Annotated in this window: 8 protein-coding genes and 6 pseudogenes; 9 read left to right on the top strand and 5 right to left on the bottom strand. The window is 61.0% G+C overall.

The genetic code is table 11. The features are described from left to right. Positions 1-244 precede the first annotated feature (244 nt). The 7 genes and pseudogenes from FB009_RS30375 (at position 245) to FB009_RS30345 (ending at position 10,148) form a co-directional block, all read left to right on the top strand. Positions 245-1,523: pseudogene (locus FB009_RS30375) on the top strand (MFS transporter). Between the two features lie 107 nt (positions 1,524-1,630). Next, a complete protein-coding gene (gene tcsA, locus FB009_RS30370) occupies positions 1,631-3,130 on the top strand; it encodes an acid-responsive two-component system sensor histidine kinase TcsA (RefSeq protein WP_011970748.1) in 1,500 nt (499 codons plus the stop codon). Beyond that, positions 3,123-3,560, top strand: a complete 438-nt coding sequence (tcrA, locus tag FB009_RS30365; protein WP_011970747.1) for an acid-responsive two-component system response regulator TcrA — start codon at positions 3,123-3,125, stop codon at positions 3,558-3,560. The genes tcsA and tcrA overlap by 8 nt, the downstream gene beginning before the upstream one ends. Continuing rightward, the gene (gene fsrR / locus FB009_RS30360) at positions 3,560-4,627 is read left to right on the top strand and encodes an acid-responsive two-component system sensor/response regulator FsrR (protein WP_145162669.1); all 1,068 of its coding nucleotides are present in this window, start codon (positions 3,560-3,562) and stop codon (positions 4,625-4,627) included. The genes tcrA and fsrR overlap by 1 nt, the downstream gene beginning before the upstream one ends. Before the next feature lie 312 nt (positions 4,628-4,939). Continuing rightward, entirely contained in the window at positions 4,940-7,549 is a 2,610-nt protein-coding gene (gene lpiA / locus FB009_RS30355) for an acid-inducible protein LpiA (RefSeq protein ID WP_011970745.1), read from the top strand. Further along, positions 7,546-8,925: a virulence factor family protein gene (locus FB009_RS30350; RefSeq protein WP_011970744.1), complete on the top strand. Its 1,380-nt coding sequence runs from the start codon at positions 7,546-7,548 to the stop codon at positions 8,923-8,925. Before lpiA ends, FB009_RS30350 begins: the two co-directional genes overlap by 4 nt. Positions 8,926-9,371: 446 nt before the next feature. Further along, positions 9,372-10,148 carry a LysR substrate-binding domain-containing protein gene (locus FB009_RS30345; protein ID WP_011970743.1) on the top strand — a complete coding sequence of 259 codons (777 nt, stop codon included), beginning with the start codon at positions 9,372-9,374 and terminating at the stop codon, positions 10,146-10,148. Positions 10,149-10,300: 152 nt separating this feature from the next. Here FB009_RS30345 and FB009_RS30340 read toward each other — a convergent pair. The 3 pseudogenes from FB009_RS30340 to FB009_RS34000 all read right to left on the bottom strand — a co-directional run. Then, positions 10,301-11,685: pseudogene (locus tag FB009_RS30340) on the bottom strand (transposase). Positions 11,686-11,908: 223 nt separating this feature from the next. Then, positions 11,909-12,173 (bottom strand): annotated as a pseudogene (locus FB009_RS30335) (UPF0149 family protein); the annotation flags it as partial. Then, positions 12,170-12,361, bottom strand: a pseudogene (locus FB009_RS34000) (transposase domain-containing protein); the annotation flags it as partial. The pseudogenes FB009_RS34000 and FB009_RS30335, both read right to left, overlap by 4 nt. Positions 12,362-12,769: 408 nt before the next feature. Here FB009_RS34000 and FB009_RS33485 point away from each other — a divergent pair. Continuing rightward, positions 12,770-13,063, top strand: a complete 294-nt coding sequence (locus FB009_RS33485) for a hypothetical protein (RefSeq protein ID WP_018210635.1) — start codon at positions 12,770-12,772, stop codon at positions 13,061-13,063. 307 nt (positions 13,064-13,370) lie between these two features. Here the strand turns inward: FB009_RS33485 and FB009_RS33480 are convergent. Together FB009_RS33480 and FB009_RS33840 are read right to left on the bottom strand one after the other, a co-directional pair. After that, positions 13,371-13,677, bottom strand: a pseudogene (locus FB009_RS33480) (GcrA family cell cycle regulator). Beyond that, a pseudogene (locus FB009_RS33840) lies at positions 13,674-14,091 on the bottom strand (hypothetical protein); the annotation flags it as partial. The pseudogenes FB009_RS33840 and FB009_RS33480, both read right to left, overlap by 4 nt. Positions 14,092-14,322: 231 nt before the next feature. Here FB009_RS33840 and nodD2 point away from each other — a divergent pair. Beyond that, entirely contained in the window at positions 14,323-15,249 is a 927-nt protein-coding gene (gene nodD2 / locus FB009_RS30305; RefSeq protein ID WP_011970740.1) for a transcriptional regulator NodD2, read from the top strand. Positions 15,250-15,569: the final 320 nt, after the last annotated feature.

Genomic DNA, 15,569 nt, shown 5'->3' with positions numbered 1-15,569 from the left:
TCCACTTGAACTGGAATGGCTGCAGACGCCTGTTTCCCTAGGAAAGCTGCCTCGTGAACTCTCGACCGTCGCTGTTGGCCCGTTCCTTGATTGGTGATCAAGGTCCAGGGCGGAAGGCCGATAGGCAAAAGTGCTGCCCGTCCTGGTGGAACCGGCGGCGCCGGGTCTACGCCGCACGATCGTGAGCGAATGCGCACCAAGTCAGTGACAGCGGACCGCCAGAGGCTAGGAGGAAACCATGCCCATATCCGTGCTATCAAATCTGCGCTCACTGACGTCGCCGCAGCGCAACGCGGTCGTCGCGAGTTTTCTTGGTTGGACGCTCGACGCGTTCGATTTCTTTATCCTTGTCTTTGTCATGAAATATGTGGCTGAGGAATTCGGGGCCGATATTGCGCGGGTAACCATCGCTCTCACGCTGACGCTGGCCACGCGGCCTTGGGGGCGCTCATCTTCGGCTACGCCGCCGACCGGTTTGGCCGGCGGCCGACACTGATGGTCAACATCCTCCTCTATTCGGCACTCGAATTCGCGTCCGGCTTCGCGCCGACCTTGACGGTGCTGATCATTCTGCGAGCGCTGTATGGCATCGCCGTGGGCGGCGAATGGGGCGTCGGGGCGTCGCTGACGATGGAGACGATCCCGCCGAAGACGCGTGGCCTCGTCTCGGGGCTCCTACAGGCCGGGTATCCGGCGGGCTATCTCCTCGCCTCTCTCGCCTTCTTCCTGCTTTTTCCACTGGTGGGCTGGCGCGGTATGTTCATGATCGGCGCGCTGCCTGCGCTCGTCGTGTTCTATATCCGCTCACATATCGAGGAATCGCCTGTCTCCCTGGCGCACCGCCAAAAGCCTGATCGGAGCGCATTGTGGCGCACACTGCGGCGGCATGTTGGACTTGTGGTCTATACTGTGCTGCTGATGACGGCCTTCAACTTCTTCAGCCACGGCACGCAGGATCTCTACCCAACCTTCCTCGAGGTGCAGCGAAAGTTCTCAACGACGACCGTTGGAACGATCGCGGTTGTTCACAATGTCGGCGCGATCCTCGGCGGCATCACCTTCGGGCTCTTATCGGAACGGATCGGCCGCCGGCGCGCTATCGTGTTGGCATCGCTGCTTGCCATTCCGGTTATTCCGCTTTGGGTGTACTCTTCCGGTCCGCTGCTGCTGGCGCTCGGCGCCTTCCTCATGCAGTTCGCTGTCCAGGGCGCATGGGGCGTCATCCCCGCGCACCTTAATGAACTGTCGCCCGACGGAATCCGCGGCACGTTTCCGGGCTTCACCTATCAACTCGGAAACCTTCTCGCCTCCGCCAATGGAACCCTGAGGCCGGGCTCGCCGAGCACTACACCGGCGACTATGCTTTCGCCCTTGCCGTAGTCGTCGGCGTCGTCGCTGTCGCTGTCGCGCTACTGGCCGGCTTCGGTGTGGAGGCGAAAGGAGTCGAATTCGGGAGAGCGCAGGATGATAATAGGAGCGGGGAGAGCGGCTGGATGGAAAGAGAGCCTGTTGTATCGCCGTGATCATGGAAACCGTTGCGCAACATGTTTGCTGTGCTTAATGCCCGATCTGGATCAGCAGTGAGCCGCGACAGCTTGCTGTCGCGCGGATTTGAAGGGCGAATGCCAACATGATATCGAGATTTTCTTCTTCCCTCGCCGCCAGTCAGCCCGCTCTTCTCGCGCTCGGCTTTGCGATTCTGGCAATGATCAGCGGAACATCCGTGTGGCTGGTCGCCCAGACGCGCGGTGACTCGAAGCAGGTGATGTGGACGCTCACCGCCAAGGAAAAACTCCTTGATTTACAGGGTCAGGTCTGGCGGGCCGAGAGCGATCAGCGCGGGTTGCTACTTACCGGAGCAGGACGCTACCGGGACGCATTTCTTGCCGACATAGAGGCTGTCAAAAATGCACTGGCTGAAGCCAAGGCGGCCTTGTCCAGTGATGTCGGGAAGGAAAGCCGCCAGCCGCTTGTCGCCAGGCTTGAGGCGGCCGTAACGGCAGAACTCGCTCTTCTCGAAGACACCGCTGCCAAAGGGCAAAACGGCGAGCTCGACCGTTCCCCCGCCCTTGGAAATGATGCGTTGGTGCAGTCACGTGCCGAGGACATTAGGATAAATATCGCGCAACTTGTCAGGCACGAGCAACAGTTGCTGTCAGAAGCAATCGGCGCTTCGCAAAGCACCGCGCACTTGCTCCTGATCGCCAGCCTTTTCGGGGCATCACTGATAATCGCTCTGGCGACCACGTCGGTTGCCTTGGTGCGTCACTCGACCAGCCGGCTGAAGATCGCCCAGAGAGCGCTTGAAGAGGCAAACGAGTCCTTGGAGGCAACGGTCGCGAAACGCACTGCCGAACTGAGGGAAGCCAACGAGGAGATCCAGCACTTCGCCCATATCGTCAGCCACGATCTGCGCTCGCCGCTCGTCAACATCATGGGCTTTACCGGTGAACTGGAGGTGCTGCGAAAGGAGCTCTTCGGACGCATCTCCTTGCTCAGAGCGCGGCATGAGGTTGACCCTGAGCCGGACGAGCGGCTTGCGGAGGAATTTGATGAAGCGCTTAACTTTATCAAGAACTCGATCACGCGCATGGATCGGCTGATCAAAGCCATTCTCAAACTCACCCGCGAAGGCCGCCGCGAGCTCCGCCTGGAACTGATCAATATGACCGAGCTGGCCCAAACGGCGGCGGACGGATTCAGCTACCAGTCCCACGAGGCCGGGGCTCTGATCATCATCGATTCCCTGCCGTCCTGCGTCGGCGACCGCCTTGCTCTCGAGCAGATCTTCGCCAATCTGCTTGAGAACGCTCTAAAGTACCTGCGCGACGGCATTCCCGGCCAGATTCAGGTGACTGGTCGCACGACGGCTTCCGAGGTCGTATATGAGGTGAATGACAACGGACGAGGCATCGATCCTATGGATCGCGAACGCATTTTCGAGATATTCCGCCGTTCAGGCCCTCAGGACCGCCCGGGGGAAGGCATTGGCCTCACTTATGTACGAACTCTTGTCCGCCGCCTCGGCGGCGCCATTACAGTCCGCTCCGGTCCCGGCGGCGGCAGCACCTTCACCGTGACACTGCCGCGTCGCACGGCGAGCGCCTTACAGGAGAAAACCCATGACTAGGCACGTCACGATCGTCATGATCGAGGACGATAAGGGTCACGCGCGCCTTATCGAAAAGAACATCAGGCGTGCCGGCGTACGTAACGACATTGTCGCTTTCCGCGACGGAACGAGCGCGATTGCTTACCTGTTCGGCGAGCCTGGAGCGGGCGGTTCGCATGCCGGCCGGGCGTTGCTCATATTGCTCGACCTCAACCTGCCGGACATGACGGGAATCGACATTTTGAAACGCATCAAGGCGGACGAACATCTGAAGCGCTCGCCCGTCGTGGTTTTGACAACGACGGACGATCAGGACGAGATCAAGCGCTGCTATGATCTTGGCTGCAACGTCTACATCACCAAGCCGGTCGAATATGAAAGCTTCGCTCATTCCATCCGGCAGTTGGGGCTCTTTTTCTCGGTCATACAAGTGGCGGAGAATTCTTAATGGCGTTGGGCAGGGTGCTCTACATTGACGACGATCCAGCCCTTCGGCGTCTGGTCGGTAAGGAGTTCGAGCGGCACGGCTACATTGTCCAGCTTGCTGCCACAGGCGACGAGGGGCTTCGCCACTTGCGCGCGGGCGGCATCGATGTTGTGGCACTCGACCACTACATGCCCCGCCAGGATGGGCTCCAGACACTCGCTTCCATCCGCGCCGATCCTGATCCGCCGCCGGTGGTCTATGTGACCGGCTCGGAGGAGGGTCGGGTTGCGATCGCAGCACTGAAGGCAGGCGCGACAGACTATGTCCTCAAGGATGTTGGTGGCGAGTTTCTCGCGCTGTTGCGGGTGGCGATTGAAGGCGCCCTTGCTCAGGCGGACCTGCGGCGCGAAAAGGAGGAGGCGGAAGCCGAAGTGCGAGCCGCGCGTGACCGGTTCGAGGCGCTCGCGGCTGAAAGAGCCGTGCTGCTTCGCGAAGTGAACCACCGGGTCGGTAACAGCCTGCAGCTCGTCTCTACCTTCCTCCTGATGCAAAGCGACATGAGCGATGAGCCCCATGTAAAGGCGGCGCTCGCCTCTGCCTATGGCCGTGTGCTTGCCATCGCCCAGGTGCACAAGCGCCTCTATACGTCAGACGATGTGCGCACAGTCGCGCTCGACAACTATCTCCATGCGCTCGTCGTAGACATTGGCGCCTCCGCGGCCGGCGCGAACGGGTGGCTCTCTCTCGCGGCCGATCCGGTCGCGATAGACCCAGACCGTGCCGTGGCAGTCGGCGTTATTGTCACCGAATTGATCATCAATGCGATGAAACACGCATACCCCCGCGGGGAGGGGCCCGTTCGTGTTGCGCTACATGCGCCGGCAGGAAATAGCGTTTGCCTGTGCGTGGAGGATGATGGACTGGGGAGCCGATTGCCGCCCGCAGAAGGCTCGACGGGGCTTGGGCAGCTCATCATCGAGGCCATGGCGGTGAAGCTCGGAGCGGTTGTGACCGTCCACGCACGCGACCCCGGGACGCGGGTCGTTGTCGATTTCATGAAAGCCGAGGCCAAACGACTGGTGGATTAGCCCTTTCTGAGTGGTTGATATCCACTCCTGTTCGCCCACTGTCCGGAAAACATCACGTAAAATCAACCATCTATCATCTGGCACACTGTGTGCTTTGCCCGAGATGCCGCGATCGGCAACTTCGACTTACTAGAAGGAAATATGTCATGGCCAGATCTGTAGAAGCCAAGAATTCGCGGGCTCGCCGATTAACGGCGGCTCTGGTGGCCCTTTCCTCCGTGTCCGTCTGAGGGCATCAAAGGCTTGTTCGACGCTCGAAGCCGCCATCCAGGCGACGCGGTAATCCACGGGTGAACGAGAGGAGGACTATTCATGACGCTTTTCTCAGGCAGGGCTGAGGCAAATCAGGTGCGGTTGGCTCAAACCGGATGGCGGCTCCTCCTGAGGCGCAATCAGAGCTATCTCACCGCCGTCGGCACACTGGTCGTAATCGCGCTCTTCGGAGCCGCGATCGTTCATCTGACGGCCGAGGTTCGGTATGACGACGTCGTGTCGGCGCTGGCCGATACGAGTTGGCGTTCAGTGGCGACGGCAATATTCTTTACCGGCCTGAGTTTCCTGACGCTCACCTTCTACGATTTAGGCGCGCTCGACTACATCAGACGCAAGCTCCCTTATGCGCAGGTCGCGCTGACGGCCGCCTGCGCCTATGCTGTCGGCAACACGGCGGGTTTCGGCGCCTTGAGCGGCGGCGCGATCCGATACCGGTCCTACTCCCGCCTTGGCCTGGAGCCGGACGACATCGCCCGCGTCGTCGCCTTCGTCACGCTCGCCTTCGGATTGGGGCTTGTGGCGGTCACCTGTCTCAGCCTGCTTGCCGTCGCCGAGTATGTGGCGCCGCTCACGAGACTTGATGCGTTCTGGCTGCGCACGATAGCCGCCGTCGTGCTCGCCGGCATGCTGGCGATCATGGTTGCGGCACGCAGCAGTCACGAGATCAGCATCGGCCGCATCACCCTGCGCCTGCCGGCCTCCAGGACGACATCCCGCCAGTTCCTGATAACAACGCTCGATCTCGCGGCGTCCGCGACGGTTCTCTATGTACTGCTGCCGACCGGAACGATCGGCTGGCCGGCTTTCCTGGCGATTTACTGCGTGGCCGTCGGCCTCGGCGTGCTGAGCCACGTGCCCGCCGGGCTCGGCGTCTTCGAGACCGTGATCGTCGCGACCCTCGGGCATGCTGCCGATGTCGACGCGATCCTCGGCGCACTCGTCCTCTACCGTGTCATCTATCACCTGCTGCCGCTGCTGATCGCTATCGTCGTTATCATCGGCATCGAGGTCCGCCAATTCACAGGCCACCCGGCAGCCTCCAGCCTGCGCCGCGCCGGCGGACGGATGACGCCGCTGCTGCTCGCGACCCTCGCACTGGTGCTTGCCCTCATGCTGGTGTTGTCGAGCGTAACGCCGACGCCGGACGAAAACCTGCTTCTCCTCTCGAACTATGTCTCGCTTCCGATTGTCGAAGGCGCACATTTCCTCGCGAGCCTTTTGGGGCTGGCGCTCGTGATAGTCGCGCGCGGGCTGGCGCTGCGCCTCGATGGCGCTTGGTGGGCGTCGCTCGCGATCGCGCTCGCGGCGCTGCTGCTTTCATTGGCGAAGGCGGTAGCGCTCGGAGAAGCCGGCATGCTAGCGTTTTTCATTGTTGCATTGCTCGCGAGCCGCCGTCTCTTCGTTCGCCCGGCCTCGCTCTTCGGCCAGGCGCTGACCCCGCCCTGGCTTACTGCCCTCGGAGTCATCTGCCTCGGCGCCCTCGTCGTCCTGCTCTTCGTTTATCGTAACGTCGAGTACAGCCACGAACTCTGGTGGCAGTTCGAAATCTCGGCGGAGGCGCCGCGTGGCCTTCGAGCGCTGCTCGGAGTGACAATCGGCGCGAGCGCGGTGGCGATCTGGAGTTTGATGCGTCCGGCCGCGACTGCAATAGCGCCTGCCTCCAAGGAGGATATGCAGCGGGCGATCGCCATCCTCGAGACGCAGGATATGTCCGACGCCAATCTCGTGCGCATGGGTGACAAGAGCATCATGTTCTCTCCCGACGGCCGCGCCTTCATCATGTACGGCCGCTGGGGACGCTCCTGGGTCGCCCTTTTCGATCCTGTCGGTCCGCAGGAAGCCTGGCCGGACCTTATCTGGCAGTTCATCGAGATGGCGCGATCCAACGGCTGCCGGGCCGTGTTCTATCAGGTTTCGCCGCGCGGGCTTGCCTATTACGCCGATGCGGGCTTAAGGGCCTTTCGCCTCGGTGAGCTTGCAGAGGTCGATCTCAGGCAGTTCGAGATGAAGGGCGGCAAATGGGCGACCTTGCGCCGCCAGGTGAGCCGCGGCCAGCGCGATGGACTTGAGTTCTCGGTGGTGGAGCCCACGGACGTACCGGCCATCCTGCCGGAACTCGCCGCCATTTCCGATGCCTGGCTTGCCCATCATAATGCACGGGAAAAAGGGTTTTCGCTCGGTGCGTTCGATCCGCACTACCTCGAAACGCAGCCGGTCGCGGTCCTTAAGTGTGAGGGGCGCATCGTCGCCTTCGCTAACATCCTCCTTACGGATGTGAGGGAGGAGGGCTCCGTCGACCTTATGCGCTTTTCGCCCGAAGCGCCGAAGGGATCGATGGACTTCCTGTTCGCGCAGCTGATGGAATACCTGAAGGCGCAAGGCTACCGGCGCTTCAATCTCGGCATGGCGCCGCTTTCCGGCATGTCCTCCCACAGCACGGCTCCGGTCTGGGATCGGGCCGGCCGGACTTTCTTCGAGCACGGCGAGCGCTTCTACAACTTCAAAGGTCTGCGCGCCTTCAAGTCGAAGTTCCACCCGCACTGGCAGCCGCGTTATCTGGCGGCGAGCGGCGGTCTCAATCCCGTCCTCGCGCTCATGGACGCGACATTCCTGATCGGCGGCGGCATCAAGGGAGTGATCAAGAAATGACGAGCACGGCAAGAATCTGGAATAGCGCTGCCCTGGCGGCGCTGATTGTCGCGGCGGCAGGCCTCCCCTCAGCGGCCGAAGAGGCGAAATTCGACACAGGAATGATCCCATCGCCGCATATATTTTTTCCGAAACAGGACGCATCCGGGCTCGTCGTGCTGCTCTCCGACGCGAACGGCTGGACGGAAAAGGAAGATGCCGTTGCCCGCACGCTTTCCGGCGAGAAAGCACTCGTCGTCGGCGTCGACCTCAAGGCATATCTGGCAGCGCTCGCCAAGGACGGCGGAGATTGCATCTACACCGTCTCGGATATCGAATCCTTGAGCCAGCAGGTTCAACGCGCCGCTGGAAACGGTGCCTATCGACCGCCGGTCGTCGCCGGGGTCGGCGCCGGCGGTGCCATGGCGCTGGCAATCGCCGGGCAGTCGCCGGCCGCGACGATCGGCAAGACCTTTGCGGTCGATCCCGAAAAGGGCATTACCCTGACCAAGCAGCTCTGTACGCCGGCGGAGAAGGACCAGGAGGGCGATCGCATGGTCTATGGCTTGACCGATGGCCCCTTGCCGGACCCGGTAAGCATCACGTTTTCAGCCGCGGCGTCCGCGGAGGGGCGCGAGCATGTTGGGGCCCTCGTTGCGAAGCACTCAGACATCGAAACCACGGAAATCGAGGACAACCCCTATGCCGCCTTGTCCGGCGCACTCTTGAGATATCTGGAGCAAAGCGACGAAACTGACAACCCGTTCGGGCTGCCGCTCACCGTCCTCGACGCGAAGCCCTCGCGCGATACCATGGCGGTGATCTATTCCGGCGATGGTGGCTGGCGCGATATCGATCGGGAAGTCGGCAATGCCCTGCAGCAGCGAGGTGTGCCGGTGGTCGGGGTGGATTCGCTGCGCTATTTCTGGTCGGAGCGGCAGCCGCAGGCCACCGCCGACGATCTCGTGCGGATCATCGCATACTATCGAAAGCGATGGAGCGTTCGCAACGTGCTGCTGATCGGGTATTCCTTTGGCGCCGACATCCTGCCGGGCACCTACAATCTGCTACCGCCCTCGACCCGCGCGAGCGTGCGTCAGGTTACGCTCATGGCGCTGTCGCATCACGCCGACTACAAGATTTCCGTCCTCGGCTGGCTCGGCGCTGAAGGCGAGGGAAGCGCCGGCGACCCCGTGAGCGATGTAAAGGCGATCGATCCTTCGCTCGTCCAGTGCATCTACGGCACCGACGAAGAAGACGATGCTTGCCCGGATCTGAAATCGTCCGGAGTAGACGTGGTCTCGATCGAGGGGGGGCATCATTTCGACGGTGATTACGCTGCCTTGACCCACCGCGTGCTCGATGCGCTCGACGGTCGGCTCGCGGCGGCGAAGTGACTGCTGCCGGATGCTAGCAGCGGGAGTTCGCGTTCTCTGCTTCTAAAATCGCACATCGCAAGGTCTACGCTTCGAATCATTTCGAGGCGAGGGATGAAAGTCGCCTCTGGGGCCGGAGTGCTGACTGTCCGCGTCTCAACTCAATTCTGGAGAGAGTTGCCGTCGGCAGAAAGCAGTCGGCCATCTTATCGTGGTTCTCACAACGCTAGACCCTGCCTTGCACTCACTTGCAAGCATCAGTTTGTTTCAGCACCGCGCTGGCGCCACCTGAAACAGGCTGGTACCGAAATTCCAGTCGTCTTCATGACTGCGATCGAAGATGAAGCGCTTGAGCGCGAGGCGGTGGCTGCCGGGTGTATCGCGTATCTGCGAAAACCGTTTCGGGCGGAACCTCTGCTCACCGCGTCAAGCGCTCGCTCGCACTCCCCTCGTGCGACTAGCATTGCATGGCTCGCTTCGTCGCGACTTCCGCAAAGGACAATAGAGAGGCTCGCCGACTCGCTCCTTTTCGCTCTTTCGACAACCCGCGCCCCCGAACGGGCAAGGACAAGCCGCATTTCGAGAGCATCGCCGCAGGGATCAACGCGATCAGCGCATTGCGCGACAAGCCTTCCGGCGACGTACGGGTGGTCTGCCCCGACGATGCGGTCGAGCTCGTGTTCCGCCGTCGGCTCTCGGCATTCCTGCGGGACTTCCCAGACGTAACGGTGGAGATTATCGTCGACAATGGCTTCACCAACATTGTCGAGCGGCAGTTCGACGCTGGCGTCCGTCTTGGCGAGGCCGTTGCCCGAGATATGGTGGCCATGCGCATAGGACCCGACGTGTCATATTCCGTCGTGGCCTCGCCCGACTATCTGGAGCGGCATGGGCCGCCGTCAAACCCGCAGGACCGCAGGCCACAACTGCGTCAACCTTCGGCTTCCAACGTCCGAGGGCTTTATGCCCGGGAATTCGAGCGGGACGGCCGTGGGTTCAGCGTGCGGGTGGAGGGCCAGCTCACCTTGAGCAACATCGCTCCGGCGATAGACGCTGCATTGGACGGTATCGGTCTTGCCTACGTGCCCACGGACCTCGTCTTGCAGCATGTCGAGCGTGGTCGGCTGCGGCAGGTACTTTCGGACTGGTGTCCAACCTTCCAAGGCTATCATCTCTATTATCCGAGCCGGCGCAATCCTTCGCCAGCCTTCTCGGCGTTCGTCGACGCTTTCCGGCATAGATAGCGGAATTAGTGGTGGGCCCCACAGCCCAATGTCTCCTATTGGCGGATATCGTTGAAAAACTCGGAGTTGAGCCTCCGCGACTGTCTTGCGAAGTTTTCAGGGGGAAGAAGGCTCTGAACCCGGCGCAGGTGGAGGCTCCAAGCCGCAGGCCATTATGCAGTCATGGCGGCTGGGAGGCGTGAAGGCCTAAGCTTTGCCAGCCTTCTGAGGTTTTGTGCGGTTGCTGCGAGCAGGAATTCATCGCGTGCACCACAGGGACCGCGCAGTTTCAACCTGGCCATCCGCAGGATGCGCTTGAGATGAGCGAAGAGCATCTCGACCTTCTTGCGACGATGCCGTGAACGCTCGTAATCGGGCGTGCCGGCAATGGCTCTGGCGACGTCACGGGCATCCTCATTGAGATCACGGGGGACTTTGCGAGCAACTGCGTTCGGGCAGCAGCGCTGTTTGAGTTCGCAAGCGTCGCAGTCCTTCTTGCTGGCCCGATAGAGCCGGGTGCCTTCACTGGTAATGCCCGATCGAGGCGTCGCGTAGGTGCGGCGGAACTGAACCAACTCCTTGCCCGCCGGGCAGATGTAGCGATCGGCCTCGCCATCCCAATTGAAGTCGGCACGCGAGAAAGTCCCGTCTGTCCGGTTGGACTTGTCGAACACAGGAATATGCGGAGCGATCTCCTTTTCCTTCACAAGCCAGGCCAGATTGTCAGCGGAGCCGTAGGCACTGTCGGCGACCAGATAACCCGGCTTCAGGCCAAAGCGGTTCTCTGTTCTGTCGATCATGGTACGTGAAGCGCCAACTTCGGCCTGTCGAATGGCACGAGTGGCTTCGACATCAAGAATGACGCCGTGGTCGGTGTCGATCAGGTAGTTGGTGGCGTAGGCGAAGAAGGCATGGCCTTTATGGGCACCCGTCCACTGGGCGGCCGGGTCTGACGGGGAAACAAACTTCGGCGTTACCGGCGAAGCCGCACCAAAAGCAGCGTCATCAAGCACCGCCAAATATTCCTGGACCGAGCGGCCTGCATTCTCCTTCGCTTCTTGCGCGCTCCATTCTGCGCCCGATACCGAGCGCTGTTTGTTGGCATCCGCGGCGATCAAGCTTGCATCGACGGCAAAGCCTTCAGCACCGACAAGACCCTGTACCAGACAGCGCTCAACCACCGTCTCGAACAGATGCCGAAGGATATCGCTTTGCCGGAAACGCCCATGGCGGTTCTTCGAGAAGCTGGAATGATCCGGCACCTTGCCGTCCAGTCCAAGCCGGCAAAACAAACGTAGGCGAGATTGAGATGAACCTCCTCGCACAGCCGGCGCTCCGACCGGATGCCCATGCTGTAGCCAATGATTAGCATGCGCATCATCAGTTCCGGATCGATCGACGGACGGCCGGTGCTGCTGTAGTAGGGCTTCAACTGCGCGCGGACGCCATCGAGGTCTAGGTGGTTGTCGATCCGGCGTAGAAGATGGTCGGCTGGCACATGCTCATCGAGACTGAAATTGTAAAAGAGCTGCGCCGGAGCCGCCTGCGTTCCCATCATTCGCCTGATCCCCTGCCAAATCACTCAGAGGATTGAATCACGCGTCCCAAGTGCCCGCAATGCCGAGTTTTTCAACAGTATCGGCGCAAACCTGCAGTTCGGCGGCATCTATGCATGTCCGCTTCTGGGATACCACCATGCTCTGCTCAGTGTCCGACTTGAGGGCGCGTTCCGGACGTGGCTAGCGTAGCGGACGGACAGCTGACCTGATTGGCTAGCGATTGCGGTTATATTCCGCAACGATGGTCTGCCACGGCCCGATGTTCGGTTGTTTCCATCGGCAGGTTCAGGGCCTCTGGGCCAGCCAGCTCCGGGATCCACTGACGTGGGTCGATAAACTTCGGGCCGATGATGAGAGCCGTGAGATAACCATCGAGACCGCTCATCGAGCAGATCGGCGACACAGGACGACGTGCCCTGATGAAGGCTTCGAACGCCTCATCATCGAGCTTCGGTCGTGTCGTCGTCCCTTGGCTGTTTCGTGTCATGCCGCCCGTCGCTCCCGATCTGCAATGGGCCTCGCGTTCCGCCTTGCCCACGGCAAGAGGCTTTCCATGCGGTAGGGCCTTCACTTTGCCGGAGATGAATGCGTTCCAGCACATCGGCAAGCATTTTCAGGATCCACCCCGTTCAGCTTCGCTGTGTTGACGAGCGATGCCAGGACCGCGAAGGACTTGTACCTGATCTGCTTCGGCAGGGAGTCAAGGCGAGGTACAAGCCAGGTGATTAGGCGCATCCAGCTCACGATCTCCGGGCCCGCGGCCACGGAGGCGAACTGCTCGCGTTGGTCGCTGGTCAGGTCGGGGAACCGGCTCTCGTCCAAGAACCGCAGGTCGCGCATTGCGTCGTTCGCACTGCGAGGATGAGGCGTCGGAGCAGGCCAGCGTTATCGCGGAGCAGGTTTTGAACGCAAGCGCGCGCCATCGCTCGCCAGGATGAGAACGCACAGCGGTTGATGACGACGCCCGGCGTTGGCGTCCTGGTGACGCTGACTTTTGTGGCGGGCGTCGATGCGCCGGAGCACTTCGTCGGATTGGCGCCGAAGAAATATCAATAGGGCAAGACCGATCATAGCGGTCGCATCTTGAAGATCGGCGATGGCAGCGTGCGGACCGCGCTCTACGAGGCGGCCAACGCCATCCTGACGCGACCGGTCAAAGGTTCCGATCTGAAGGGTTGGGTGTTGGCGGTTGCAAGACGTGCCGGCCCAGAAGCCCAGTCCTCCGACCAGTCGAACTGGAAGGCTTCGCCCGGTTCAAACGCCAAGGGCGACCGAAGCCGGCGCATTGTTTCGACCGCCTCCCGCGTAATGGGCCAGCTGGTGATTTGGGCTTCAACGACGCCAGGAGATCGCGAATGGAGTTCGCCTTCCGGTTAAACAACTCGCCAAGGCGTCTGGCGTGAGCATTAGGCCACCGCGCTTTGACCTCCATCAGGATCTGGTTCTGACGCGAGGCGATAGCCGCTCCGCGGTGATGGTTTTGCAGCAGACCCTCAACTGCTGGCAGCGGTGCTTGATGAACTCGTTCTGCTGATCGCGGGCGGATGCTTTCAGCCGGGCAGGCTTGATCGGAGCGGCGTGCCTCATGTCCACCGGATCATGACGCGCTTCAGCTCTCCCGTCAGTCGCGCTTTGACAACAGCGTAGTGGTGCGCCTGGCGATCGAATTGTGTTTGGTGGACGACTATGAAGTACCCCGTTGGCGATCGGCTCTTGATTGGTGGTTTCGGCAGTAGCGGTCCGTTGTTTCCGCGCGCAGAACATGTACGGGCCGCCGGTGTTGAGAGGCTAGCAGCATTCGCTGCCCAGTGCGCGGGTCTTCTTCCCAGCATCACCACGCCACGGGAATAGACCGCGGTCGCGGAAGGCCAGTCCGACAATGACGTTTCGGCTGCCGCCAAAGCGCTTGGCGGTCCGGGAGGCAGAGAGGTCATCCCCTTCCAGAGATTCGCAGCTGCTTCGATATCGACGGTGCGGTGCTGGATGGTCATGCCGCCCGCTCCTCTTCGATCGGCTCCGCCGCTTCGATGTCGGCCTCTACCTTGCCGCGATACGCCCTCTGTTCGGCGGTGACCTGGCTGGCACCGGGAAGCGCCGACATGCGGGCGAGATCGTCGGCGCGCTCCGGCGGCACCCGCGGGGGCTCGACGTTCAGCTTGGTCTGGATCCTGCTGCAGTTGACGCGGACGGGATCGGCGACCAGACCTCGTCAATTGCCCAGAGATGACGAGAACCGGCAGGCAGTTCCCGCGTTTTGGCGAGGTGGGCGAATTCCGCACCTCCGGCGACCCTGACGAAGCCCTTCTCCGCCAACTCAATGGCGCGCTCGCGCTGGGAGACGCGCAGGTACATGAGCCCATAAGAGCTGGCAGCGTTCGGCTCACGGAGTCCTCGATCGCCCTAAGCAAGCAACTGAAAAAAGACCCTGACGCCTGTCTTTGGCTCGCTGCCTGCTTGGCAGGAAAATCGGCCGCGTCCGGCGTTCGATGGATTGAATGAGGAAATGAAACGTCAGTCCAGCGAGGTATGAGGAAGAATCCTTCGCTGAAGCTTGATTTCGTTAACTTCAGGGTTCTCTAATGGTAGTGTGAAAATCGATTGTTTGGGAACAATCATCTCCGCTATGGATACCGCACATGCGTTTTAGGGGCCTAGATCTAAACCTCCTCGTCGCGCTCGACGCACTGATGACCGAGCGCAAGCTCACGGCCGCGGCACGCAGGCTCAAGCTCAGTCAACCGGCCATGAGCGCCGCTATCGCGCGCCTGCGCACCTATTTTGGCGACGAGCTGTTTTCGATGCAGGGCCGTGAACTTATCCCGACACCGCGTGCCGAAGCGCTCGCCCCAGCGGTGCGTGAGGCCCTGCTGCACATTCAGCTCTCCATCATTGCTTGGGATCCGATCAGTCCAGCCCAGTCGGATCGCCGTTTCAGGATCATCCTTTCGGACTTCATGACACTTGTATTCTTTGAGCGGGTTGTGGAGCGCTTGGCTCGGGAGGCTCCTGGCGTCAGCTTCGAGTTGCTGACGCTAGACGACGATCCCTATGAGCTTCTCCGGCGCGGGGATGTTGATTTTCTGATTCTTCCGGACTTGTTCATGTCGAGCGCGCATCCCAAAGCGAAGCTGTTTGCCGAGCCGCTCGTGTGCGTCGGCTGCCCGACGAATGAGCAGTTGCTTGGGGATCTCTCTTTCGAAAGATATATATCGATGGGGCATGTGTCAGCCCAGTTCGGGCGTGCGTTGAAGCCCTCCTTCGAACAATGGCTATTGCTGGAGCACGGCTTCAAGAGACGTGTCGAACTTGTCGTGCCAGGTTTTACCTTGATTCCGCCTTTGCTGCCGGGCACCAATCGTATAGCCATTCTCCCATTGCGCCTGGTCAAGTATTTCGAACAAACGATACCCCTGCGGATCGTCAAGCATCCGCTGCCGCCCCTCTGGTTCACTGAGGCTGTCCAGTGGCCCGCCCTCCACGACAAGGATCCCGGAAATGTCTGGATCCGGGAGTTACTCTTGCAGGAAGCCTCGTGCAGCGAATTTCAGGGAGAAATGTTTTAGGCGCCCTCGAACGACATTAACTGGCTTCTTCATCGAGACTGTACTTCATGGGATCAAAATGCATCCGCCGATAGGCGTGATGGTCAGGCCTTGTCATCTTCAAGGTCGCGGCCAGAAGCGCCCCAAGCCGGCTAGATGCCCCTGCGGAGGAGGCCGCCCGACAAGGGGCGCCACCGACGTGGGCGGGTTCTTCAGGCATTAAAATGGTAACATCCGAGATTCATGCTAGTCACCTGGAACTAAAATTCACTACATTGTATGCTTGGCCTCTTCATTGGAGGTTGAGGCATGGCAAATGCGACTGGCCGACCAACGCCCCC

The organism is Sinorhizobium medicae (assembly GCF_007827695.1).
Lineage (GTDB): Bacteria > Pseudomonadota > Alphaproteobacteria > Rhizobiales > Rhizobiaceae > Sinorhizobium > Sinorhizobium medicae.
This window is presented reverse-complemented; position numbering and strand designations above follow the sequence as displayed.

Coding starts and splice junctions, on each gene's coding strand:
- tcrA (WP_011970747.1), top strand. CDS start 3,123: ATGACTAGGCACGTCACGATCGTCATGATCGAGGACGATAAGGGTCAC.
- lpiA (WP_011970745.1), top strand. CDS start 4,940: ATGACGCTTTTCTCAGGCAGGGCTGAGGCAAATCAGGTGCGGTTGGCT.
- FB009_RS30350 (WP_011970744.1), top strand. CDS start 7,546: ATGACGAGCACGGCAAGAATCTGGAATAGCGCTGCCCTGGCGGCGCTG.
- fsrR (WP_145162669.1), top strand. CDS start 3,560: ATGGCGTTGGGCAGGGTGCTCTACATTGACGACGATCCAGCCCTTCGG.
- tcsA (WP_011970748.1), top strand. CDS start 1,631: ATGATATCGAGATTTTCTTCTTCCCTCGCCGCCAGTCAGCCCGCTCTT.
- FB009_RS30345 (WP_011970743.1), top strand. CDS start 9,372: ATGGCTCGCTTCGTCGCGACTTCCGCAAAGGACAATAGAGAGGCTCGC.
- nodD2 (WP_011970740.1), top strand. CDS start 14,323: ATGCGTTTTAGGGGCCTAGATCTAAACCTCCTCGTCGCGCTCGACGCA.